The 25,654-nt window shown below is 36.4% G+C and carries 14 protein-coding genes and 1 pseudogene; 4 read left to right on the top strand and 11 right to left on the bottom strand.

All coding sequences use genetic code 11. The features are described 5' to 3' along the window. Positions 1-13: 13 nt before the first annotated feature. The 4 genes from QZ657_RS08850 to QZ657_RS08835 all read right to left on the bottom strand — a co-directional run bounded on the left by QZ657_RS08850 (position 14) and on the right by QZ657_RS08835 (position 9,238). The gene (locus tag QZ657_RS08850) at positions 14-3,346 is read right to left on the bottom strand and encodes a VCBS repeat-containing protein (RefSeq protein WP_291966347.1); all 3,333 of its coding nucleotides are present in this window, start codon (positions 3,344-3,346) and stop codon (positions 14-16) included. A gap of 84 nt (positions 3,347-3,430) precedes the next feature. Continuing rightward, positions 3,431-4,987 (bottom strand): RagB/SusD family nutrient uptake outer membrane protein, encoded by a 1,557-nt coding sequence (locus QZ657_RS08845; RefSeq protein ID WP_291966345.1) that lies wholly within the window; start codon positions 4,985-4,987, stop codon positions 3,431-3,433. 17 nt (positions 4,988-5,004) lie between these two features. Next, positions 5,005-8,016: a SusC/RagA family TonB-linked outer membrane protein gene (locus tag QZ657_RS08840; RefSeq protein WP_291959254.1), complete on the bottom strand. Its 3,012-nt coding sequence runs from the start codon at positions 8,014-8,016 to the stop codon at positions 5,005-5,007. Positions 8,017-8,224: 208 nt separating this feature from the next. Then, positions 8,225-9,238 carry a GntR family transcriptional regulator gene (locus QZ657_RS08835; protein WP_291966343.1) on the bottom strand — a complete coding sequence of 338 codons (1,014 nt, stop codon included), beginning with the start codon at positions 9,236-9,238 and terminating at the stop codon, positions 8,225-8,227. A 235-nt stretch (positions 9,239-9,473) separates the two neighbouring features. On the opposite strand from QZ657_RS08835, the gene QZ657_RS08830 reads away from it, so the two are divergent. Both QZ657_RS08830 and QZ657_RS08825 read left to right on the top strand, forming a co-directional pair. Next, positions 9,474-11,138, top strand: a complete 1,665-nt coding sequence (locus QZ657_RS08830) for an ATP-binding protein (protein WP_291966341.1) — start codon at positions 9,474-9,476, stop codon at positions 11,136-11,138. A 3-nt stretch (positions 11,139-11,141) separates the two neighbouring features. Beyond that, positions 11,142-11,807 (top strand): DNA-binding response regulator, encoded by a 666-nt coding sequence (locus QZ657_RS08825; protein ID WP_291966339.1) that lies wholly within the window; start codon positions 11,142-11,144, stop codon positions 11,805-11,807. Between the two features lie 195 nt (positions 11,808-12,002). On the opposite strand, the gene QZ657_RS08820 is transcribed toward QZ657_RS08825, so the two are convergent. The 3 genes from QZ657_RS08820 to QZ657_RS08810 are packed head-to-tail and all read right to left on the bottom strand — an operon-like array spanning position 12,003 to position 18,792. Then, on the bottom strand, positions 12,003-12,893 hold the full coding sequence (locus tag QZ657_RS08820; RefSeq protein WP_291966337.1) for a transglutaminase family protein: 891 nt from the start codon (positions 12,891-12,893) through the stop codon (positions 12,003-12,005). 2 nt (positions 12,894-12,895) lie between these two features. Continuing rightward, positions 12,896-15,457, bottom strand: a complete 2,562-nt coding sequence (locus QZ657_RS08815) for a circularly permuted type 2 ATP-grasp protein (RefSeq protein ID WP_291966335.1) — start codon at positions 15,455-15,457, stop codon at positions 12,896-12,898. 11 nt (positions 15,458-15,468) lie between these two features. Continuing rightward, the gene (locus QZ657_RS08810; RefSeq protein ID WP_291966333.1) at positions 15,469-18,792 is read right to left on the bottom strand and encodes a DUF2126 domain-containing protein; all 3,324 of its coding nucleotides are present in this window, start codon (positions 18,790-18,792) and stop codon (positions 15,469-15,471) included. 250 nt (positions 18,793-19,042) lie between these two features. On the opposite strand from QZ657_RS08810, the gene QZ657_RS08805 reads away from it, so the two are divergent. Further along, the gene (locus QZ657_RS08805) at positions 19,043-19,585 is read left to right on the top strand and encodes a DUF4287 domain-containing protein (RefSeq protein WP_291966331.1); all 543 of its coding nucleotides are present in this window, start codon (positions 19,043-19,045) and stop codon (positions 19,583-19,585) included. Between the two features lie 27 nt (positions 19,586-19,612). Then, a complete protein-coding gene (locus tag QZ657_RS08800; protein WP_291966329.1) occupies positions 19,613-22,057 on the top strand; it encodes a carboxypeptidase-like regulatory domain-containing protein in 2,445 nt (814 codons plus the stop codon). Here QZ657_RS08800 and QZ657_RS08795 read toward each other — a convergent pair. The 4 genes and pseudogenes from QZ657_RS08795 to QZ657_RS08780 form a co-directional block, all read right to left on the bottom strand. Next, complete coding sequence (locus QZ657_RS08795; RefSeq protein WP_291966326.1) at positions 22,054-22,950, bottom strand: flavin reductase family protein; 897 nt, start codon at positions 22,948-22,950, stop codon at positions 22,054-22,056. The genes QZ657_RS08800 and QZ657_RS08795 overlap by 4 nt on opposite strands. A 17-nt stretch (positions 22,951-22,967) precedes the next feature. Then, complete coding sequence (fahA, locus tag QZ657_RS08790) at positions 22,968-24,203, bottom strand: fumarylacetoacetase (protein WP_291966324.1); 1,236 nt, start codon at positions 24,201-24,203, stop codon at positions 22,968-22,970. 17 nt (positions 24,204-24,220) lie between these two features. Continuing rightward, positions 24,221-25,375, bottom strand: coding sequence for a homogentisate 1,2-dioxygenase (locus QZ657_RS08785; protein WP_291966322.1), 1,155 nt, complete (start codon positions 25,373-25,375; stop codon positions 24,221-24,223). A gap of 75 nt (positions 25,376-25,450) precedes the next feature. Continuing rightward, positions 25,451-25,654, bottom strand: a pseudogene (locus tag QZ657_RS08780) (4-hydroxyphenylpyruvate dioxygenase); the annotation flags it as partial.

The raw sequence follows: 25,654 nt of genomic DNA, 5'->3' as shown, positions 1-25,654 counted from the left end.
AAAAATTCTTTAATTAGTTCTTTAAAAACACTATTGTCTTGTTATTATATTGGGTTGCCATATAATAGTGCTTCCCTTTTTTATCTTTTGCTTGAATTAAATGATTTGATTGACCAGGTACGTAAAACCCAGAATCTCTACTATCGTAAACCACAAATTCATTATTTGTTCTTTCTATCTGTAAACCTGTTAATGCATCTAGATTACCGTAATGTGTTTCTGCCGTTAGGTCATTGCCTACCAAAAGCACATCTATATTACCATCATTATCCAAATCATCGACCAAAATATCTTGGATTGGCGCAACTTGACATTTATCTGGCAGCGCCATCAATCTGAATTTTCCGTTTCCTAAATTTTCTGCATAGCTACTTTCAAAAATTGATGCTTTTAAAGTTTCTGAAGACAAGTCTTTAATTTTCAACAATTTTTCATAACTCACATTTGCGAAGTCCTGATAAGAAGTGTGATCATTTTTTAAGACAGTAAGTTGTTTCATAACATCATCTCTAGAATGCACCGGTAATAATTGTTCCCCTTCTTCTGTATTAAAATATTTTGCCAAAACGGGATCAAAACTCCCATTTTCGTCATAATCCTTGGTGTATACATATACAGGTCTTTCTTGCGTTGGTTTCATAAAACCGTTAGTTCCTTGATTCCCTAAAATAAAATCTACATCACCATCCTTATCTAAATCTGTGGCCACAATCTTATTCCACCATCCAAATGTATTTATATTTTCATCTTGATTATTTATCCATGTAATAGGCATAGGACTTAAATTGCCCTTATTATTCTTAAAAATAGTGATTTCCATAAACTCACCTACCACTACCAAATCTTTCCATGAATCATGATCCACATCTTGCCATATTGCGCTGGTTACCATTCCCAACCCTTTGAATAGCGATTGAAATTTTTTCTGAAAACTTCCTTCTTTATTTATCAGAAATGTGCTTTCCGGCAGAAATGGATACCTTTTTGGAGTTAGTCTTGACCCTACAAAAACATCAATATCACCGTCTTTGTCAAAATCTTCTGCTGCAAGCGTACTACTGCTTTCATGAATTGTAGGTATTAGACCTTCGCCTTTAGCAAACATTCCACTACCATTATTTAAATAGACCCTGTCTTGATAATTTACAGACCCTTCTTCAAATCTATTACCACCGCTGGCAACATATAAGTCTAAATCACCATCTTGATCTACATCGAAAAAAACCGCTGCTACATCATCATATTCCGTATCTAAAAATTGAACAGGCATATATTTACCTTCTGAATTCTGAAACCATATACTACTTGGCTTACCTTTGCTACCACCTATAAACAATTCATCGCCCGCAATACCATCAATATTAGCTGCTAGTATACACGAACTTTTTGGCGTATGTTGCTTTACCAAAAGATGTTGAAAGGTGTATTCGTTTAAAGGGACGTCATCTTGCGCATAGGTCACTAAAGTTGTGTCGGGTTCAAAAAAAAGTACTTTTTGTTCATTGCTTTGTACCTGTACTTTTGCCTCGTCCTGCTTTAAAGTTAATACTTGATTCGCTTTTACGGAATACTTGACAGTGGTTTTACCATTGGGCCATTGTATTTTTAATGAATCAATGATGGTGTCTTTTAATCCAAAATGAACAATTGGTTCCATAGAAGATAAATACCCTCTAATTACAGAATGATATTGATTTTGCGCACTACCATTATGGTAAATCGAAATTTTCGCCCCTATAGCTTTTTTATTGTAAACACCTCCGTTTAGACGTAGTCGTAAATAATTGGCAGACTTATTTTTTGAAGTTGTATTCTCTAGAACTAAAGCTTTAGCATTGATATTATTGACCACCATATCTAGATCACCATCGTTATCTAAATCTGCATATGCCACACCATTAGAGAACGATTTTTCTTCTTGAACCCATTTTGTAGAAACATCAATAAAATTATCATCTTTAGTTTGCTCGTATATAAAATTAGGAAGATGTATACCTGGCAATTTTGAAACTGATTCTTTTAGCCGTTTGCCTTTTGCTTCTGGAGTACCAAATATTCCGTTTTCATTTGAATAGTTAATGAAATCCAAGTCCGTAATATCTTTTACATAACCATTGGTAATATAAATATCCTTATCGCCATCGTTATCTAAATCTACCATTAACGGAGCCCAACTCCAATCTGTACTTGAAATTCCTTTTTGAAAACCTACCTCACTAGATTTTATGGGCTCATTATTAATAAAACCATTACCCATTTGAAGGGTATTGTGCATAAATTGATTGGTATAATCATTAGCTTGAGAAAGCAGAAACTTATCATAATTCATACTACCCAACATCACCTTTTGTCTTTTATACTGATCTGGCAACATATCTACCACTAAAACATCTGGTATAGTATCATTATTTATGTCTGAAACATCTACACCCATGGCATTATAGGTCTCATGAGACAAATAGTCTTTACTAGATTCTATAAAAGTTGGAACCTCGTTCGATATCGATGCATTGTTGATATACAGAAAATCATCTGTTATAAAATCATTGGACACATATATATCCGGTAAATTATCTCCATTAAAATCATGTATACCTACCCCTAGACCAAAACCTCTACCGGTAATCTGTAAACTGTCTGAAACATTTCTATAGACCGGATGATCAACACCTGCCACCGTTTCATTCTTTAAAAGATAATCTGATAAATGCCCTGGCAAATACCTCTTGGGCATTGGTGTATTCTTATCATGTGTAGTATTACCGTTATGAACTATATAGACATCTAAATCCCCATCTAGATCATAGTCAAAAAAAACCGCTTGCTGCGCATAATTAGCATCATCTAGACCATATGCCTTTGCTTCTTCTTTAAAAGATGGAATACCTTCTTTATCTAAACCCTTATTTACGAATAATAAATTCGGACAATCATTATTGCAACTTGCACCACCAACATTTAAGTAAATATCGTCCCAACCATCAGAATTTATGTCTACGACAGAAACACCCGTAACCCAAGAATCCGTAAAAAACTTAGCCTTCTCAGAGATATCTGTAAAGGCTAAATTTCCATTATTTAAATAAATTCTTGATGATACCTGGTTACCCGTAAAAACAATATCTTGAAGCGAGTCATTATTGAAATCACCTATACCTACACCTCCACCATTGTAACAATATTGAAAATCTATAATGTTGATGTCATCGTTTTCTGTAATTGTATTTGAAAAATTAATGTGTGTTGTTTGCTCTGAAATAGCATTAAATACAAAATCTTCATTATTAGAATTGCAGCCACTTAAAAACAGCTGTAACAAACATAATAAGAAAACATATTTATTCATGAAAAAAATTATTTATGAAGTTTAAAGCCAAGCATCTCAACATACTTGGCTTATTAAACTCAACAACAAAAACTAACAAACTTTTTAATACCCAGGGTTTTGTACCAAATTAGGATTTGCATCTAATTCTGAACTAGGTATCCAAATCAATTCATGTTTACCAATTTCAAATACACCACCACTTAATGATTTTGGATTTGCACCATGTAATGAATTTGCACCCATATAATCATCTGCAAGACCCCAACGGACCAGGTCAAAAAATCGATGCCCTTCGCCGGCTAATTCCATAGCACGTTCATCAATAATTGCCTGACGCATATCTGCCTGACTTAAGTTTAGATCTGAAATAGTAGAAATGCCTGCTCTTAACCTAACCTCATCAACTAACGGACCTGCAAGGGCTGGTTGATTATTTTCATTCAAAGCTTCTGCAAGCATTAGCAAGACATCTGCGTATCTAATAATCCTCCAATTGTTACCCACATTTGTACCTAAGAAATCTACTTGATCTCTGGTGCCTAAATCTAAACCTGCATATTTTTTTGAAAATATAGGTTCTACACCAGCATCATTAGCTACCGTGATATCATCTGCAAAATCTGTCAAATAATCAGTACCACCATAACCCATAGCACCAGGATAATCATAGACCAATGTTTCATTTCTACGTACTAAATCTCCGTTTGATTCAAATAAATCTTTCAACCAAGGGTTTACCACGTGACTTTGATCAGGAGATTTTGTAGGCGGTGCATAATCAATATGATAGTTGCCCATAGTACCTGTACCAGGGATATCCGTACCCCAAACAAATGTAGTTTGACCCAAAAATTGTAGTTCGAATATAGACTCTTGATTATTCTCGTTCGTGGTAGTAAAATTATCGGCATATTGAGCAGAAGGAAGTAAACTGTATTGACCAATTAGACTCTGAAAAGCTTCTATAGCCAATGGATACTCTTTCATATACAAATAGCTCTTTCCTTTTAGTGCCGTTGCAGCACCAGAAGTTGGTCTACCTAAATTATCACCTCCCCAAGTTTCCGGAAGCATTTGTTCTGCCATCTCCAAATCGGCTATAATTTGAGCCCAGATATCTTCTGGGGCCGCTTGGTCTACCAATAAATTATCCAAATCTGGCAATTCCGTTATTAACGGCACACTACCATATAAATTCAACAAATACCAGTAATCAAATGCTCTTAAAAAATATGCTTGACCTACAAGATTATTTCTAATCTCCGTATCTGTTATACCTTCTTCATTTACGTTAGTGATAATATTATTACAACGCGCAATAGATTTATACAACTGCTGAAAAGGCTCTGTTGCCCATCTATCACCCGGGTTACCTTGTAAGGTTGACATTGCCGTATTACTACCAAACGGAAATATGTTAAATTCGTCTGAACGTAATAAGGCACCTGTATGAACTATTCTGCCCCAGAAAAAAGTATCTGTTATAGGATGAAATGCACCATTTACCGCAGATTCTACCTGTGCTATTGAACTACCAAAATTGGCAGTAGAGGTAGCATTGTTGTTTTCTTGATCTAAAAGTTCATCTGAACACGAACCTAATAAAACAATACTCGATAGCGCTAAGGCTAAGTTTTTTGATTTAAAAATATATTTCATTGTTTTAAATTTTATGATTAGAAAGTAGCTTGTACACCAAACATGATTGTTCTTGCATTTGGATACGCTCTTGCATCCAATCCTCTACCTAATAATGGATTTACCCTATCTCTTAAACCTGGCACACCAGAATTTCTATTTGCTCTACCTCCATTTGTTGAAGAAACATCTGGATCATAACCGCTATAACCGGTAATTACGAATACGTTTTGCACATTCAATGACAAACGAACATCTTTTACCCAGTCTAAACCAGCAAAACCATCTTTAAAGTTGTAACCGATATCTAGATTCTTTAACCTGAAGTAAGAACCATCTTCAACGAAGAATGAAGATGGAGCCTTATTACCTGCTGCATCAGAAATTGAAGCTCTTGGAATATTCGTATCTGTATTTGAAGGCGTCCATGAATTCAATACGTCTGTAAGCTTGCCACCATCTTGCCATAAGATGCTATAATATCTACTCAAATTATAAATTTCATTACCTTGTACACCATTGAAACTAAGGGCAAAGTCAAAATTTTTATACTCTGCATTTACATTTAGACCATAGGTGAAATCTGGAGTAGGATCACCAATATTAGTGATATCATCTGCCGTAACAGCACCATCACCGTTTACATCTACTCTTACAAAATCTCCTGTTGCAGGGTCAACTTTATCTTCAACCACGTAACCGTAGAAAGCACCTATAGGTTCATTTGCCGTTGTTCTGTTCACTACACGTAAATCTTCATCAATTGCAGGACCTAATATTGGATTTGGCACATCTCCCGCTTCACTTTTTAGATTGAACGAGAAATTTGTACCAACGGTATACGTGAAATCACCTTCGTTTTTACGATAGGTCAAATCCCATTCCAAACCATTATTTACAAGTGTACCGGCATTTCTGGTTACAGGTAAACTTACACCACTTGTAGAAGGCACGTTGATAGCCACTAACACATCTTCGATGTTCTTGGAATAATAGTCCATCGTGAAATTCATTTTATTATTCATGAAAGCAATATCAAAACCAATATCAAACGTTTTTGATGTCTCCCAAACCAGGTTAGGATCTGCCAATGTAGTTTGAGCCAAACCTGTTGCCAAACCACCACCGAAAGAAGTATTGGATTGATTTGCTTGAAAAGTAGCTTGTGTAGGATAAAATGTATCTGGATACGAACCTAAAACCCCATAGGATGCTCTTAGCTTAAAATAGTTGATCGTTTCTGATTTCCAGAAGTCTTCATCACTAATATTCCATCCTGCAGAAAATGAAGGAAAATAACCTACTCTATTATCTGGTGCAAAACGAGATGAAGCATCTCTTCTCAATGTAGCAGAAACTAAATACTTACCGTCATAACCATAGTTTACACGACCAAAATAGGACTGTAACGCCGCTGTATTATTATTACCCAATAACACCAATTGCTCAGTAGATGGTAGTGCGCCAACATTACGTATTACATTAGATGGTGTACCTTGACCAAACACACCATTACCTTTTTGTGTTTCTTTGAAATATGTGAAACCCGCAACCGCACCTAGTTTATGTGTTCCAAATTCTATATCATAAGCCAATGTTGGTTCTACAAGAACGTTTACGTCTTCTTGCCTATAATCAGTAAGATCATTTTCCGTATTTACATTCAATACAGCATCTACACTACTCATAAAGTAGGTAGGCGTAAATTGAAAACTGTTTCTATTCGTGTAATCAATACCAAAATTCAATGAAGCTGTTAAACCATCAACAATTTCATAATCTAATTTTGCGTTACCAAATATGGTTCTTGTCGTCTCTAAATTATTTTCCAAACTTGCCAAACCATATTGATTAATACCACCTGGACCGTGAATAGGCAATGACGGCGCTTCAAAACCACCTTCGTTAGCCGCATTTCTAAAAGCTAACGTAGGTACCGATGCACCATCCCAGCCGTACCAGTTGTTTTCTTGCAATTTACCTTCGGCAATACCTAAAGATTGTGTCAAGGTAAACCTACCAAAATCTGATCTACTATTAAATCTCATGTTAATTCTCTTAAAACCAGAACCAACCAAAATACCGTCTTGGTTGAAGTAATTACCTGAAGCGTAGTAAGACGTATGCTCACCACCACCTGATATTGAAAATCCTAAATCTTCAACAATACCAGAACTCAAAGACTCGTCTTGCCAATCTGTATTTACACCGTTATAGGCCACTGTAGTAGACTCACCATCATTGGCAAATCTTTGATTTAAATAATCTGTGTATTGCTGCCCATTGATATAATCCAATTTTTTACTTGGAGAATCAAATCCTATCCTAGTATTTAATTTCACCTCTACGGCCCTATTTTTACGACCATGATTGGTCTTAATCAAAACTACACCATTGGCAGCTCTGGATCCGTAGATGGAGGCTGCAGCAGCATCTTTTAATATAGATATGTCCTCGATATCTTGCGGATTTACATAGTCCATATTATCAACAAACAAACCATCTACTATATATAAAGGATCTGCATTACTTAAAGAGTTTACACCTCTAATAAATACATTGGCAGAACCACCAGGTTGACCACCAAAGCTCTCTACCTGAATACCAGATAGCTTACCTTGAAGTGCAGTGGTAGGGTTACTTGCTACAACATTTACAATCGCATCCTTCTTAATGGTAGCTACCGAACCTGTCAGCTCTCTTTTATTAGAAGTACCATAACCGATTAATACCACCTCCGATAATGCTTGAGCATCTGACTCCATAATTACATTTATGGTAGCCTTACCCTGAACGGTAACTTCTTGTGTAGCATAACCAATGTAACTATAGACCAGTACACTTTCATCTACTACATCAGAAATTGTATAGTTTCCGTCAAAATCTGTTGTAACCCCATTTGAAGTTCCTTTTACTACAATATTTACTCCAGGCAATGGTCCGTCTACATCAGAGACAGTACCTGAGACTTGCGTAGTTTGAGCATATGCCAAACTACCCAGTAGCGCAAGTGCCAGACTGAAAATTTGTTTGAGTGTTTTTCCCATCATAAAATTAATGTTAATTAATAATCCTTTTTTTAGTTAGTTAAATAAAGCAAACTGATATTAAATTGTACTATGCCAGTCTATGCTATTATGCAAATATATCAATATTTGGATAATATCAAAATATTAAGTTAAAAATTAGGATATAACAATTAACCTACATTATTAGTAAGAATATGATAATGTGATAATAAAATAACTGATTACTCTACTAAAGAGAATGCCTAATAATCAAGTCCGAAGGCATAATAATATGAGTTTCACCGTGGTTTTTGATATGGCTTGCTGCCCTTTTCCCCATTTCTTTGAAGTCTGTTGAAATGGTGGTAATACCGCCAAAAATAATTTCTTTTACAACGTGATCATTATGTGATAAGATCCCGATTTCTTTACCCACTTTATATTCACTGTTTCTAATATCTTTTAAAACATCCCAAATATAAGTGTCACTTACAAAGAAGTATAAACTTCCTTTTTTTATAGATCGAGATTTATATTTGCTTACAACTGATCCTTCTATATCATAATCTTCACAAAACCTATTAAAAGCGTTCAAAATACCAATAGGATAATCTGCATCCTCTTTAAAAAATAGTGTGAATTTTTTGTACTTAGAAATCTCTGGTAACAACTCTATTAATTTGGCGTATGTAGATTCTTCAAACTCTTGTGAAATATAAGAATATGAGCTATCAAGCTCAATAAACCTATCTATAACCAATAAATTAGTAGGCGGGATAATTTCTAATAACGGACGTATTTGTGGATCTTGTATTGGAGCTACAACATACATTCCATATTTACCTTGTATATTCTGAAATATACTATTAAAAATTTCCAAGTTATTGTGATGAAAGAAAACATCTATTTGATATTTTTTCCCTAAACCTTTTCTAAACGAGTTGTAAAAGTCTTGTTGAAATCGTTGAAAAGAAAACATAATAAGCGCAACCTTCAACACAACCTTTGTCTCATTGCTAACCACAAAGTAACCCTTTAGCTTCTTTGACTCCACTAAACCACGATCCTTAAGCTCTTCATACGCCTTAACAATTGTTTGTCTTGCAAATCCCAATTGAGACACCATTTGATTAATGGATGGTAACTTATCTCCTTTCTTCACTATATTTTCATCAATAGCCTGTATAATACCGTTAACAAGCTGTTCGTGCTTAGAGTAAGTATTAATATTTCTTAAACTTTTAATTTTATCGTACAAGGTCATCTTAACTATCTATAATATAAAAAAGACAATAATATATAAAAAAGATTTTATGACATTATATAAGACTCAATTTTAATAATCACAGTTTTAACATCGTCAACTATAGTATATTATATGTATTCCCAATATTTAACCATGAACATTAATTCTAAAACCCTACTCAAAGTCGCAAAATTATTATGACTTTTGCTTATATCAGAAAATCAAATACATAAATTGTTTATACATTAGAGAAATGAAATACGTTAAATTTTCAGATTTTCTACATTTTCTCTTCTGTGCCATTTTTACCGTTTGCCTTTCATCACAATTAAATGCACAATCATTTTTAGATAGCTCTCTTATATACAGAAAAGCAATATTAAACCCTGCCAACCCACGAGATTTACCCTCTGGTATACATTATTTCAACAAAAAGAAAGAAATGGACCTAGAGCTAAAAGATACTTTAAATGCTATTTATGACCTGAGACTTTTATCTATAGCGGAGTTTAAAATTGGCAATAACTTTAACAGTGAAAACCATGTGGTAGAAGCTTTAAACTTAATTGAGGCCATGCACACTAAAGACACGCTAATTAATTCCAGGGTTGGTCTTTACAATCAATTGGGCCGTATTTATAGAACCTCAAACAACCCAACCGAAGCTATTAAAACTTTTGACAAGGCTTTAAAGATTGCAAATAAGTTAAAGGACAGCGTAATAATCCTTAATAATAAAGCGAATATTTATAAAGATTATCATGATTATAGAAGTGCCCTTAATATTCATTCCTTTCTGTTCGCAAAACGTTCTGAATTAAAAGATGAGAACCAAATCTCATTAGTGGCCGATAATTTAGGGCATGTACAATCTAAACTAAATTTACCAGATGGTTTACCAAATTTAAAATATGCGCTAGAGCTGCGCCAAGCTAATAATGATTTTATAGGTCAACATGCCAGCAACACCCATTTAGCGGAATATTACTTAGATAGAAAGGACACCGCCACAGCAATTAATCATGCAAAAAAAGCACTTGCGCTATCAGACAAAATCAATAGTGTTTCCTTTAAATTGGATGCCATTTCAACTCTCATGAATATGGATGAGAATCCGCTGATCAATGAATATAAAAGATTGACGGATAGTATAACCAATGCCAAACAAATAGCAGAAAACAAAAATGCATTTCTAAAATATAATGTAGCCGAAGAACAAAAGAAAACTCAAGCTAGTATTTTACTTCAAGAAATAGAATCGCGCAAACGTCTGGCTTATCAAGCGCTTGCATTTATTATTTTTCTAATACTAATTGGGTCCTATTTTATATATAGAAACCGCTACCGCAAGGCTAAAATTGAAGAAATCTATAAGACAGAAACTAGAATTGCCAAAAAAGTGCATGATGAAGTTGCCAATGACATGTATAAAGTAATGACTTCCCTGGAGAACAATCTAGGCATTAACGACACAATTATAGACGAAATAGAAAAAATCTACACTAAAACACGGGATATTTCTAGAGAAAATAGTGCAATAGATCTAAGCGAAGATTTTGGAACACAATTAAACGATCTGCTCTTGGGATATAAGAACGATCAAGTAAAGGTAATTACTCAAAACCTTTCAAAAATACCATGGAACACTATTTCTGAACTTAAAAAAACCACTATATACCGAGTATTACAAGAACTCATGACCAATATGAGAAAACATAGCCAAGCTAGTTTTGTTACCCTAATATTTAAGAAAGAAGGTAAAAATATTCTTATAAACTATCGTGATAATGGCGTTGGATGTGATCTTTTTAAGAAAAATGGCCTACAACATACGGAATCCCGTATCGCTTCTATAAATGGAACTATTAATTTTGAATCTAAGCAAGGTGATGGCTTTAAGGCATCAATAAAAATTTAAGGCATGTTCAAAAAAGTTTTAGTTGCGGAAGATATGGAAGACATCAACAAAGGTGTATTTTCTTTACTGACCGAATTAGGTGTTTCACAAATAGATCAAGTACAATATTGTGATGATGCGTACTTGAAAGTCAAAAGAGCAGATCTTGATGATGTCCCCTATAATCTGGTAATATCAGATCTTTCATTTAAAATAGACCATAGATCACAGGCTTATCCATCCGGTCACTCGTTAGTAGCAAAATTAAAATCTGAGTTCCCAGATTTAAAGGTAATCGTTTATTCGGTCGAGGATCGACTTCAGGCAGTACGCACCTTATTTAACCAACACCATATAGATGCTTATGTATGTAAGAGTAGAAACGGGCTTAAAAATCTTACTAAGGCCATAAACGAAGTTGCTAAAGATGATAATTATTTATCACCTGAAGTTTCCAATGCGTTCAGCAGTGAAAATGAACTTGAGATAGATGACTATGATATTTCACTTTTAGATAACCTTAGCAAAGGTTTATCCCAAGATGAAATAAGTGCTTTATACAGAAAAGAAAATATTTCACCGGCAAGCCTTAGCTCTATTGAAAAACGTTTAAACAAATTACGTGTACAATTCAATGCCAATAATGCCATTCATCTTGTAGCAATAGTAAAAGATTTAGGGTTAATTTAATGATATTGGCCAACGTTACGGAAAACCGTAATCATATTCTTTTGAATGGTGTTAGGTTTGCCATACTTAAAATAAGCATAAACACTAGTTAATATCTATAACATAAATGCTATGGCCATCCTGCTGAAGAGGTATTTCGGGGGAACTAACCGATTTGGCGGGAATGGCCTATTTATAGGATAAGCCATTTCTATTTCAAAGCACAGCAGCAATATCAACCGCCACTTTTAATTTACTCTGTCCGCTACCATATACAACCCCTTTTAAAGGCGGCACGTCATAATAGTCCCTACCCCAGCCTACCACAATGTGTTGGTCTTTGGGTATCTGGTTGTTCGTTGGATCAAAATCTACCCAACCAAAACCTGGAATATAAATAGCAAACCATGCGTGGGAAGCATCGGCTCCTATTAATTTTTCTTTCCCGGGAGCAGGTAAGGTTTCTATATAACCGCTTATATAGCGTGCCGGTAACCCTACAGACCGTATACAAGCAATGGCTATTTGGGCAAAATCTTGACACACTCCTTTCTTCTCCTTCATCACTTCCTCTATTGGTGTGGAAATAGTGGAGAATTCCGAATCAAAATCAAAGTCGGTATAAATGCGTTGCATCAATTCATATGCAGCTTCAAAAACTGATCTATCGCCCTTAAAGGACAATTCTGCATAGTCCCTAATCGCCTTATCCGTCCTTCTAATAAAAATAGATTCCAGCACATATTGCTTAGCTTCCAAAGTTTCCGCATCCATCCCTTGTAATGCAGCTAGGGCATGGTTCATGGTAATATTTTTACATGCCCCGCTATTGAATGATTCATGGTATTGGGCGTACTCTCTTTTAATCTTACTCTTTGTTGTTACTTTTAATGTTCTATGCTCGGTTTGAATGGAAAAACGGGTTATATAATTTCCGAAAAAATCTTTACGCTCAGTAATTTCAGCTGGTTCAGGCGATATTTCAATGGCATAATCCAACAGTTCCTGGCCTTTTGATTCTCTAGGGCGTAATGTTGCAATATTATGACAATAGCTAACGGGAGCGTTATAGTCATACTTGGTAATATGTGTAATATTGAATATCATTATTAAATGGGAAATGACTGTGTAAACAATTGTGTTTGCTTGTCCGTATGATTAAAATAGGTGTTGGATATAGATTGTGAGGTTTTATACAATAAATCAGAAAGTTCTTTTAAAAGGGTATCTAACTGCTCTCTTGTAACATCTGTTTCAGATTTTGTCTGAACCAGCTTAGAAGTCTCTGCCAATCTTAACTTTGAAAATGCCTCAAATACAAATTTTTGATAGTTACTTAATTGATGGTCATGTTTGGAGTGTGGCAATCTTGCGATATCTTTTTGCAATCTATTGATCATAAAGGTCAATGAACGTGCATAATCCAGATCCAATACCACTAGATCCAACACATGTGCCAACTCTATATGAGAGCGGTAACTGTATCTGTATATATTAAGGCTTTCATGACTGGTCAACAGGTACTCTAACAAATCATACTCTACCTGCTCATCATATTTTATGGTCAATAAGGCCCTACATTTAGTAATATTCAAACTACTTTGCTCCAATTGCAACCCTATAAAGTATAATAGTAAACCTTGTTGCACCATAATACTTTCTTCAATAAGCCCCATAAATGCAATTAAACGTGTAATCAATTGATTTAGGACTTTAAGAATTTTATTTATGGAGTGATCGTCACCATCTACCAGGGAGTTCCAAATTTTTTGAATATTCTCAAATACGCGCCACATATCCGAGGACCATAAATTACGGATGGAATAATAGGAGTTCCCGAACATACTTATGGTATGCGCCAGACTGCCCACCCTATTCTTATCTAAAATAACGGATAACATTTCCTCATACGGATTATCCATGGCCAATTTGCCATCTTTTGACCTTTCAACGAAGCCAGGATAGGTACCCGTTAATTGTGTAACCGCTTTAAAAAGCACTTTAAGTTTTTCAGAATCGGGTTTTTCGTTTCTGTTCTGCACAATGGCCATTTGTCGCATTACCGTACGTAAAAAACGTGCATTGACTAATGTACGCCCCACATAGCGCCCCGCCCAATATAAATTTTCTGCCGTTAAGCTGGGTAAATCATTTAGGCCCGAAATGGCAATAGATGATTTTTGCTGCCAATGCCTATTTTTTTCTTCCACAATGGGTTCATCGTCCAATATCCAAAAATCTTTACTGGTGCCACCTCTTTGATTGGACACTCTTACGGTCTCGCCATCTGGAGCCACCCTTACTAAACCACCTGGCATTACGGAATATTCTTTTTTAGATGCGATACAAAATGCTCTTGCCACAACATTTCTTGGCGCTAATTTATCATTGGTAAAATTGGGCGCCGTTGAGAAATTAATGCGTTCCTGTGCAACAAAACGATAGGGACGCTCCAAAATGACCTTTTTAAGTTCATCCAATGCTTCCGCACTCATTAATTCTCCAAAATAGATACTTTCCCTATTGGTACGATCTATTCTTTTTATGACCAATTTTGAAATGTTATCCAAGACAAAATTTCTTTCCTTTTCTTGTCCGCACCACCATGATGCGATCTGAGGTAATTTTAATTCCTCATCCATAAAGAATTTTGCTATGGCTGGCATAAACGGAATCAATCCCGGATTTTCAATAACTCCACTTCCTATGGGGTTTATGACCGCTACATTGTTTCTTCGTACAACATCCAATAATCCGGCTACGCCCAAATGTGAATCTTCCCGTAGTTCCAAGGGATCGGTAAAGGCATCGTCTACCCTACGCAATACCACATCGATCTGCTTTAAGCCTTGTAAAGACTTCATCCAAAGAAAGCCGTCACGCACCACCATATCATTACCTTGTACCAATGGATATCCTAAGAAAGACGCCATATAGGCATGTTCAAAATAGGTTTCGTTATGTGAGCCCGGTGTAAGAATCACAATATTCGGATTTTCCTTTTTCCCAGGTGCGGCATCAATAAGCATTTGATTGAATTCCTGAAAAAATCCGGATAAACGCTTCACTTTCATTTCCGCGTACAAATCCGGCAGAATTCTACTGGTCGTGGATCTATTCTCTAAAGCATACCCCATACCTGATGGTGCTTCTGTCCTGTCATTTACTACCCATAAACGCCCATCTGTTCCACGGCATAAATCTGCGGCATAAATAGACAAATACTGCTCTAACTGAAGCTCCATACCGGAACATTGCCTAAGAAAACCCCTATGTCCATAAATTACTTCATAGGGTACGATACCGTTTTTTATTAATTTTCGGTCGCCGTAGACATCTTTTAACACCAAGTTGAGCAATTCTGCCCTTTGCTTTAACCCTGCCTCTACCTCTGCCCACTCATTCTGGTGCAGCATAAAAGGAACCACATTAAGGTTCCAAGGTCTATGCATACCCTGTGGATCGTTGTACACATTATAAGTGACCCCATTTTCTGACAACAGCCAGTCTATATCTTTTTGACGTGCCGTTAGTCCCGTGACCCCCAAGGTATCAAAACTGGTCAATAGTTTACTCCAATAGGGTTTTATACCATTGTTCAATGAATACATTTCATCATTGCCCTGTTGGGTATCATAATTATTGAACCACGTGGTTTTTGTTGTTGGCATTACCTCTTCAATTACTTCTTACGCAAATCTGTTACATGTGGATACTCTGGGTTGACCGGCATCTCTTTGTATGCAAATGTATTTGAACCTTTCTTAAGTTCTACCATTCTGCCCGTAAAATTTGTTGAAGCCACCAATTCTGTAGGTGTTACCTCATCTTGTGTCATGCCAATATCCCAAAATCTATTAATTCTGCGCGATTCTGCTTCTAAGCTATTTACCGGATAGGTATCATACGACCTACCACCTGGGTGTGCCACAAAATAGGTACAGCCACCAATAGACTTTTTGTTCCAATCATCAACTATATCAAATACCAACGGAGTATCTACCCCAATAGTCGGGTGTAAGGCAGACCATGGTTCCCAGGCCTTAAAACGCACTCCCGCTACGTACTCGCCCTTTGTTCCTGTAGCGCTCAATTCAATTTTAACTCCATTACACGTTAACGAGTATCGCTTTTCATTAAAATTATTGACTTTTACCTGTACACGCTCTAATGAAGAATCTACATAACGGGATGTTCCGCCACCGGTCATTTCCTCACCAAGCACATTCCACGGTTCTATGGCCATACGCAATTCCATTTGTATGGTATTGACATCTATCATACCGTACAACGGGAAACGGAATTCAAAGAAGGGATCAAACCAATCTAATTTGAACGGATATCCCGCTTCGTTCAATTGCTCTACAATATCCTTAATATCTTCTTTTACATAATGCTCCAGCAAGAATTTGTCATGCAATTCTGTACCCCAACGCACCAATTTGTGCTTGTACGGTTTTTTCCAAAACCATGATACCAATGTACGCACCAACAACATTTGCATTAAACTCATTTGCGCATGAGGAGGCATATCAAAGGCACGTAACTCCAAGATACCCAAACGCCCGGACGAAGAATCCGGAGAGTATAATTTATCTATACAAAACTCCGCTCTATGGGTATTCCCTGTTATGTCCGTCAACAGATGTCTGAACAGACGGTCAGTGATCCAAAACGGTACCTCTTTATCATCCGGTATTTGCGAAAAGGCAATTTCAAGTTCATACAAGTTCTCCAACCTTGCCTCATCTACTCGTGGAGCCTGACTAGTAGGCCCAATAAATGCACCTGAGAACAAATAGGACAGTCCGGGGTGATGTTGCCAAAAAGTCAAAAGACTTCGTAATAACTGCGGGTTACGTAATAACGGACTATCAGCCGGAGTTACACCGCCCAAGGTAACGTGATTACCACCGCCTGTACCGGTATGCTTACCATCTAGCATAAATTTTTCGGTTCCTAAGCGGGCCTGCTTTGCTTCGGCATATAAGGTTAGCGTATTGTCCGTAAGTTCTTGCCAGTTTTTTGCAGGATGTACGTTTACCTCAATAACACCTGGATCAGGGGTCACCTTTAAAACTTCTAACCTATTATCACGAGGTGGCTCATAGCCTTCTAGAATCACAGGAACTTTTAATTCTTTTGCCGTAGCTTCTATACTTGCCACCAAGTCCAAAAAGTCTTCGGCACTATCTAACGGAGGCAAATAAAGAAATAATTTATTCTCCCTGACCTCTGCACAAATTGCCGTACGCACATAAGGGTGCTTTCTTGGGTGACCTATAGATTTTAATTTCAATCGTTTTTCCAATGCATCACCAGGTTTTGGCAAATCCGGCGAGGGTTCAAACAACTCTACCTCTGCCGTTGGTTCTGAAGGGATTGGCGGGTCTTGGGGCAATGCCGCCAAAGGCAAACGAAGTCCTATAGCGGAATTACCGGGTGTAAGAAACAAATATTTATTTCTAAACTTCCATTTATTCGTAAGCCATTTATTGTTCTTTTTGGTCAAAGGATATACGTGACCTACTACTTCACCAATTCCATTTTCCAATATTTCACCCAATTTTCTACGTAGGTGACCATCATCTTTATTGTATTTTTTAGGGTTGACATCTACCGGTAATTTTCCTTCTTCCCATAAAAAGTAAAAGGCATCTTCATAGGCTGGCATTACACTGTTGGTCTTACAACCCAAATAGCCCCCTAAGGTCTTTAAAAATCGTTTGGTAATATTTCTGGGCATTTTATATTCCTCAGAGAAAGATGCCAATAAACTTGGATCGTTCCAAATGGGTTTTCCGTCTTTGCGCCAGTGGATACCAATGAGCCAACGTGGCAAGGCCTCTCCAGGATACCATTTACCCTGTGCGTGGTGCAAGAGTCCCCCTTTACCAAATACCTCTAGTAGCCTGATGGAAAGTTTGCTCGCCAGTTCCCTTTTGTGTTGACCATCTGCAGCGGTATTCCACTCCTCAGATTCCATATCATCTATAGAGACAAATGTAGGTTCGCCTCCCATAGTTAAACGAACATCATTGGCCTGCAATTCTTCCTCTACCTTAAAACCAAGATCATAGATTGCTTGCCATTGTTCATCTGTGTAGGGCTTGGTTACACGTGGCGATTCAAAAATTCTAGTAACCGAATTTTCAAATTCAAAGGTAGTTTCAGCAAAATCACTAAATCCGCTTACCGGTGCGGCACTTTCATAAGATGGTGTACATGCCAATGGAATATGACCTTCTCCCGTAAACAAACCAGATGTGGCGTCCAGACCGATCCATCCGGCACCGGGCAAATATACTTCTGCCCATGCATGAAGATCGGTAAAATCCTCTTCTGGACCAGAAGGACCATCCAGTGATTTTTCATCGGATTTCAATTGTACCAAATACCCGGAAACAAAGCGAGCCGCCAAACCTAAATGACGAAGTGTTTGCACCAGCAACCATGCAAAATCCCTACAAGAACCCAACTTAGCCTCTAAGGTTTCTTCACAGGTTTGTACCCCGGGCTCCATTCTCAAAGTATAATCCAAGTAATTATACAATTTGCTATTTAGCCCAATTAAAAAATCTATACTTCTTTGCGGAGTCAAATCTATCTTTGACAGCCACTCTTTCAATAACGGACCACTCTCCACTTTTTCCAAATAGGGTAAAAGTTCTTTCTTAGCCTCATCGGAATATTTAAATGGAAATTCCTCTACAGCTTCCTCAACAAAAAAATCGAACGGATTGATGGTTTTTAAATCGGCTATAATTTCTACATCAATAGACAGCTCAGTGGTTTTATCGGGAAAAACAATTCGAGCCAAATAATTTCCAAAAGGGTCTTGTTGCCAATTAAAAAAATGATTTTCAGGTTTAATTTTAATTGAATAAGCCTCTATTGGTGTTCTACTATGTGGTGCCGGACGCAACCTAAAAATATGTGGCGATAGATTTATACTTCTATCGTAGATATACTTGGTCTTGTGTTTAATTGCAACTTTTAATGCCATACGGTTGTGGGATTTCGGTACTACCTAATATAAGCACTATAATCAGCAAATGAATATAAGTAAGCGTGAATCACAAAATTTTTATTCAAATTGGAGTTGGAACGCTATTTATTGATAGATTGCTAATGTTAGGGGGTGTTTGTTGATCTTTTTTGGATAGAATAACATTAAAAAAAAGATGGTGCTGAATAACCAACCCAAGGGGTTACTATTTTTTTGTAAATTGAAACATACATAAAACGCTCTACTTATGGAAAAGGCACTGCAAACCATGATCGACAACATGCCTGAAAAGACAGGAAAATCATTGAATGAATGGAAGACCATTCTTAAAGAAAAGTCATTTGCCAAACATTCTGAAGGTGTCAATTATTTAAAGAAAGAACATGGTGTTACCCACGGTTTTGCAAATACCATTGTTACCCTTTCAAAAGAAGAAAACCATGCTCCAACGGATTTGGTGGATCAGCAATACAAAGGGAAAGAAAGCCTACTTCCTATTTATGAAAAGCTGCTACTTGCAATAAAGCCTTTTGGAGATGATATTACCATAACCCCAAAGAAAACTACCGTAAGTATTATTCGTAAAAAGCAATTTGCATTGATAAAACCTGCTACCAAAACTAGAATAGATTTAGGATTAAAAATAAAAGACAAGCCAACTACTGAGCGACTTGAATCTTCAGGACCTTTTGGCAGTATGTGTACGCACCGTGTACAACTCACAGATGCTGATCAGGTTGATGAGGAACTGACCGATTGGTTGAAGGAAGCTTATGAGAAGGCGGAGTAAGATTATTTAGTTCTAGAAAAATATCAAATGAAAAGCATATCCATATTACTTTCGATTCTTATTTTAAGTATCATATCTACCAGTACTCTTTTTAGTCAAGATTCTATTTTCAAGGATATATCACCTGACGAACTTGAAATCATATTACTTGGCGAACAGTCTCATGGAGATGGTGCCGTTTTTGATAAAAAATTTGAAATGGTAAAAGAGTTACATGAAAACTATGGTTACAATTTGTTGGTTTTTGAAAGTGGTATGTATGACAATTTTAAGGCAAACGAACTATACCAAAACAAGCAGGAAAACATAAAAATTTTTAATCAAAGTGTCGGTTGGCTATATACTACTACCAAAGTTTTCCAAGAATTATTGAACTATTTGGAAAAGCATCCTGAAATGAAAATTCTTGGGTTCGATTCTCAAGAATCAAATCTCTTTGAAGAGTACTTTCTTGATGACTTTAAAACTTTATGTTCAAAAAACAGGATTGAAGTTTCAAATGAAACTTATATGGAGATTGAAAAAACCATGGTTGCTAGAGATTTTGAAAAGTATGCTTTTAATAAAAAGGATTCCACCGAGCTATACAACCGTATCAATGCTGTCATTGAAAAATTAGACCAAATCCCTAAAAATGATATTAAAACAAAAGTAATCGTCCAAACATTTAAAAGTGTATTTTCTGATTTGGATTTTGGATTAAAGAGTCTTCAAAAAGAAAAAATTGCCATTCAGAACCCTAGGGATGAACAAATGGCAGAAAATCTTATTTTCATAAAAGAAACCTTTCCTAATGAAAAAATAATGGGCTGGGGCGCAAGCTATCACTTTGCGGATAAATTGAACCAATTCGAGTACACCTTAGAAACCGAAAGTTTTATTAAAAAACAAATTGCAATCATAGACAGTATTCAAGGCGATAGCCATACTAGCGCTGAAGAAGAAATTGCACAAATAAAAGAATTGAAATATGCCGTACCAATGGGTCAAATTCTTAAAGAAAAGTACGGCTCAAAGTTGTTTAGCTTAGCTTTCACCTCTTATGAAGGTTTATATTATGATTTTTCCGTACAGCAGATTATTCCAATTTTACAACCGCCATTTAAGAGTATTGAATCCGATTTTAAAAAAAAGAGTTTTAAATCAGACCTATACGTGCTAGATGATATTCCACATCAATTTTATTCATCCGCTTTAGGCTACCTTCCGTTATCTGCCAATTGGGAGAACATTTTTGACGGTATCTATTATATCGAAAATATGTACCCACCTGAGTATATTGATTACAGCGATAAAACGACTGAGATAACAAACTACAATAAAACAGACAACATAACTGGTTTTATCTTTGACAATGATACTTCTACACCTATTAATTATGTAGACGTTTATTATTCTAATTTGAATTCAAGTACGGTTTCAAATTCAAAAGGACAGTTTAGTATTCCCCGTAAAGAAAGTTCAAAAGAATACTTAGTCTTCTCTGCGATAGGGTATGAAAGCGATTCGGTTCATATAAGCTCAATTAAATCAGAAAATAACATAAGACTTAAAAAATCTAAAGATGATATTGTTTTAAATGAGGTTGTTGTTTCGGCTGCAAGAGTAGAATTAAGCGCTGAAGAAATCATTAAAAAAGCTCGGGAAAATATTGAAATGAATTACGTGCAAACTCCCTATAATCAAAGTTTTAATTACAAAGTAATTACATATAGTACTAAAGATTCTGTAATTAAAGGAGAAGAAGCTGTAATTGAAACTTATAATAAAAAGGGTATTAATGGATCCGTAAGACCTGAAAATAATATCTATGCAGAAATTCATCATCTAAGAACCAATACCGACATCTATGACAAAAAGAACACCCTTAATGGTATTGGTAGTTTATGGGTAGTTTTAAATAGAGACATTATTTTAAGTAAAACCAATGTTCTATATCGCTCTGGATCTTATGATTTACAAAAGGACGGAGTTTTAAATTATGAAGGGCAAAAAGTCTATAAAATAAATTTCAGCAACAACTCACCAGGTTCGTATTCTACGGGTTATGGATATCCGGCACCCATTGCTTCTTCTGGCAGTATTTATATAAGTTCAGAAACTTTTGCCGTATTAAAATATAAACACGACATAGAACGTGCCGAATACGAAACCAAAAAAACGAAAAATCTAGTAAAACAAAATCATAGCATTGTACAAACCTATAAAAATGTACATGGTAAATACTTTTTCAATCTTTTAGATGTATCTACAAATACAAAGGTATTTTCACCCAAACATGAATATTTATATTCCATATTTTACAAAAACAACCTTGTATCCAATGACATTGAAACTAATGCTGTAAAAACAATTAAAAGACCGCTAACCGAACTAAAACAGGACTATAAAAAACAACTAACCGATTCTTACTGGAACGATAAACCAATGGATTTCTCTATGGATACGGATTCAATTAACACAAAAAGTTAAACTCCCAAATGCAACAAGGCCAAAGCATCTTCAGTTTTTCCTTCTACCAACCACTGTTGTGCCAGTTTGTGCAATGCTACAGCATCTTCATTGCCGTTTAGTATAGATTTTACCTCTGCATGTGCTGCAATAGCAGTAATTGCTTCTTTTGTTGGCAACTCTTCTAGATTACCTAATCTGCCCAAATTATTCCCCGTCAGTACTGTACTGTTACGCACAGCTTCTGGCAACATATCTACCCCAATACCTTTGGTTCGTATAGGTTTAGGGATTTCGAATAAAGCATCGCCATTAGCTCTGCAATACCAATTGCCTCCCATACGGGCAACCAAATCTAACTTGAGGGTATCCAACTTCCCTTCGGCATCTAGAAATGCTTTCTTTACGTGTATCTGAACTACTTTTGCCAATACTAGATTTCCTGCCCCTGGACCATCACCCAATGCTATTACCTGATCCACCACACACTCAAAAGCTACGGGAGCTTCACCTACTCTTGGTGGCTTTACTTTATCACTTGGCAATTGGGTTAATCCTGCCTTTACAAATTCATTTACACCATCACCGTATTCGGTACTTGACAATGACATTTGTTCTACCATGTCATAATTCACAATATTGATTACCGTTTCCTTTACTTCCAATACATTCTCCAAGGTATGCTTAGTGGTATTGTCACGACCTCTTCTTGAAGGGGAAAAAATCATGATTGGAGGGTTTACACTAAATAGGTTAAAATAACTGAACGGACTCAAATTTACATTGCCGTCTTTATCAATTGTGCTGGCAAAACAAATAGGTCTTGGCGCTACAGCAGATAATAAATACCCATGCAGTTCTTGTTGAGATATACTTGCCGGGTCTATTGTATTTATTTCTTCGTGTTGTGACATTGTGCTCATATTCTAAATTACTTACTGGGTAAAATAGTACCCGTTACTTCGCCGAAACCAACCCTTACGCCTTCTTTTTCAGCAAATCCTTTCAGGGTTATGGTGTCATTATCTTCAATAAAAGTGCGTTTGCTTCCGTCTTTTAATTCGAAAGGTTTTTTACCTCCCCACGAAATCTCCAACAACGATCCATAGGAGCTTTCATCTTTGCCCGATATGGAACCCGATGCCATGACATCGCCTACATTTACATTACATCCATTTACGGTATGGTGCGCCAATTGCTGCATCATATTCCAATACATGTACTTAAAGTTTGAGCGACTGATTATTGTTTCTTCCGAAGATTTGGAAGACGTCCCCACTTCTAATTGTATATCATAATTTTTGGCTCCCTCATATTGTAAATACGAAAGTACAGCTGGATCTTGCTTAGGACCTTGAACCTTAAATGGCTCTAATGCCTCTAACGTAACAATCCAAGGCGACATGGATGATGCAAAACTTTTGCCCAAAAACGGACCTAAAGGTACATATTCCCATTTCTGAATATCCCTAGCAGACCAGTCATTGAACAATACCAAGCCAAAAATATGTTCAGAAGCATTTTCAACGGCAATCCGTTCTCCTAATTGTGTAGGTTTACCTACTATGAAACCCATTTCCAATTCAAAATCTAAACGCCCCGATGCTTGAAAAACCGGTGTTTCCATTTCATTGGTTTTCACTTGACCCATAGGTCTATAAATATTGGTACCGCTAACTACAATAGAAGAAGCGCGACCATGGTAGCCTACCGGAATATGCCTCCAATTGGGCAATAGCGCATTTTCTGGATCACGAAACATTTTACCAACATTGGTAGCATGCTCTATACTCGAATAAAAATCGGTATAATCGCCTACTTGCACCGGTAAATGCATGGTAGCGTCTTTCTGTTGCACAAATGCTTCAGGATGATTTTTTAATGGCGAATTTTCTATCACCAGCAACTGCTGTATATCTAAACGGACTTTATTGGTAATCTTCTTTCCTAGAGCGATAAACTCGTTTAAAGTTGATTGATTAAAATAGTTGGCATCGACCTCTATCAACCCTAACTCTGATACCACAACCAAATCAACAATTTGCGCTCCAATAGCAATACCTGCTCTTGGCTGATCATCGTTCACCGAAAAAATGCCAAAAGGAAGATTGTAAATGGAAAAATCTGAAATATGGGGTACGCTGACCCATGTTCTTAGTGTTGTCAAGTGTTTTCTTATTTCTGTTATAACCAAGATTTGTAATAATCGCCATCATCTAATTTCATGGCATTCTCAGTAACCATTAACGGCTTAAAGGTGTCTATCATAACCGCTAATTCTTCAGACCCTTTTTGACCTATGCTTCGTTCTGCAGCACCTGGATGCGGACCGTGTGGTATACCTGCGGGATGCAAAGAAATATTACCTGGTTGTACGCCGTTTCTGCTCATAAAATCGCCATCAACATAATACAGCATTTCATCTGAATCTATATTGGAATGGTTATATGGTGCCGGAATGGACTGCGGATGATAATCATACAGTCTTGGCACAAACGAACAAATTACAAAGGCATTTGTTTCAAAAGTTTGATGCACTGGTGGCGGCTGGTGAATTCTGCCCGTAATAGGTTCAAAATTATGAATGGAGAATCCGTATGGGAAGTTATATCCATCCCAACCTACAACATCAAAAGGATGCCCTACATACACCATTTCATGCATGACCCCTTGCTTTTTTACCTTTAACAAATGTTCATTGGTATCGGTAAATGTTTCAAGGTTTTGTGGCAATTTATAATCGCGTTCACAGAACGGAGAGTGTTCCAATAACTGCCCAAACCAATTGCGATATCTTTTTGGCGTATAGATCGGTGAATATGATTCGGCATATAATAAACGATTGTCTTCACTATCAAAATCTATTTGATAAATGGTTCCTCTGGGAATGATCAGATAATCACCATATTCAAAAGGAATTTGTCCAAAAATAGTTCTTAAGGTACCAGAGCCTTTATGTATGAACAACATTTCATCGGCATCTGTATTCTTATAAAAATATTCGCGTAACGATTTTCGTGGTGCCGCTACCCCAATGATGATATCACTATTGACCAAAAGTGGCTCACGAGCTACTAAAAAATCGTCTTTTGCGGGTGCATTAAAACTAACCAACTTTAACGAACGTATATTCTTCTCCAAAGCAATTTTAGGAGACACATCTGTACTCTTTACAATCTCTTTGACCATGGTAGGTCTATTATGATGATATAATAAAGAGGACATACCGTCAAAACCAATGGTACCGAACAATTGTTCTGAATACAATTCCCCATTGGGTTTTCTAAACTGTGTGTGCCTTTTTGGCGGCAACGCACCTTGCTTATGATAGATAGGCATATACGTTCGTTTTGTTAGTTACTACTATTTAATTAAAATTAAACTATTCTTGGCTTGTCAAGAAATCTGTTGAACTTATAAGGTTCCTCTTAATTCTTGCTCACGCTCAATAGCTTCAAACAAAGCCTTGAAATTTCCTTTTCCAAAAGAAGTTGCTCCTTTACGCTGAATAATTTCAAAGAACATTGTTGGTCTTGCCTGTACCGTTTTTGTGAAAATTTGCAACAGATATCCTTCATCATCACGATCCACCAAAATACCTAGTTTTCTCAATGATTC

The organism is Maribacter sp. (assembly GCA_020629415.1).
In the GTDB taxonomy this organism is placed as follows: domain Bacteria; phylum Bacteroidota; class Bacteroidia; order Flavobacteriales; family Flavobacteriaceae; genus Maribacter; species Maribacter huludaoensis.
This window is presented reverse-complemented; position numbering and strand designations above follow the sequence as displayed.

Bases quoted from the DNA above. Each gene is read 5' to 3' on its own strand.
- QZ657_RS08825 (WP_291966339.1), top strand. From the start codon at position 11,142: ATGTTCAAAAAAGTTTTAGTTGCGGAAGATATGGAAGACATCAACAAA.
- QZ657_RS08815 (WP_291966335.1), bottom strand. From the start codon at position 15,457: ATGCCAACAACAAAAACCACGTGGTTCAATAATTATGATACCCAACAG.
- QZ657_RS08845 (WP_291966345.1), bottom strand. From the start codon at position 4,987: ATGAAATATATTTTTAAATCAAAAAACTTAGCCTTAGCGCTATCGAGT.
- QZ657_RS08840 (WP_291959254.1), bottom strand. From the start codon at position 8,016: ATGATGGGAAAAACACTCAAACAAATTTTCAGTCTGGCACTTGCGCTA.
- QZ657_RS08800 (WP_291966329.1), top strand. From the start codon at position 19,613: ATGAAAAGCATATCCATATTACTTTCGATTCTTATTTTAAGTATCATA.
- QZ657_RS08820 (WP_291966337.1), bottom strand. From the start codon at position 12,893: ATGATATTCAATATTACACATATTACCAAGTATGACTATAACGCTCCC.
- QZ657_RS08835 (WP_291966343.1), bottom strand. From the start codon at position 9,238: ATGACCTTGTACGATAAAATTAAAAGTTTAAGAAATATTAATACTTAC.
- QZ657_RS08795 (WP_291966326.1), bottom strand. From the start codon at position 22,950: ATGTCACAACACGAAGAAATAAATACAATAGACCCGGCAAGTATATCT.
- QZ657_RS08850 (WP_291966347.1), bottom strand. From the start codon at position 3,346: ATGAATAAATATGTTTTCTTATTATGTTTGTTACAGCTGTTTTTAAGT.
- QZ657_RS08810 (WP_291966333.1), bottom strand. From the start codon at position 18,792: ATGGCATTAAAAGTTGCAATTAAACACAAGACCAAGTATATCTACGAT.
- QZ657_RS08805 (WP_291966331.1), top strand. From the start codon at position 19,043: ATGGAAAAGGCACTGCAAACCATGATCGACAACATGCCTGAAAAGACA.
- QZ657_RS08830 (WP_291966341.1), top strand. From the start codon at position 9,474: ATGAAATACGTTAAATTTTCAGATTTTCTACATTTTCTCTTCTGTGCC.
- QZ657_RS08785 (WP_291966322.1), bottom strand. From the start codon at position 25,375: ATGCCTATCTATCATAAGCAAGGTGCGTTGCCGCCAAAAAGGCACACA.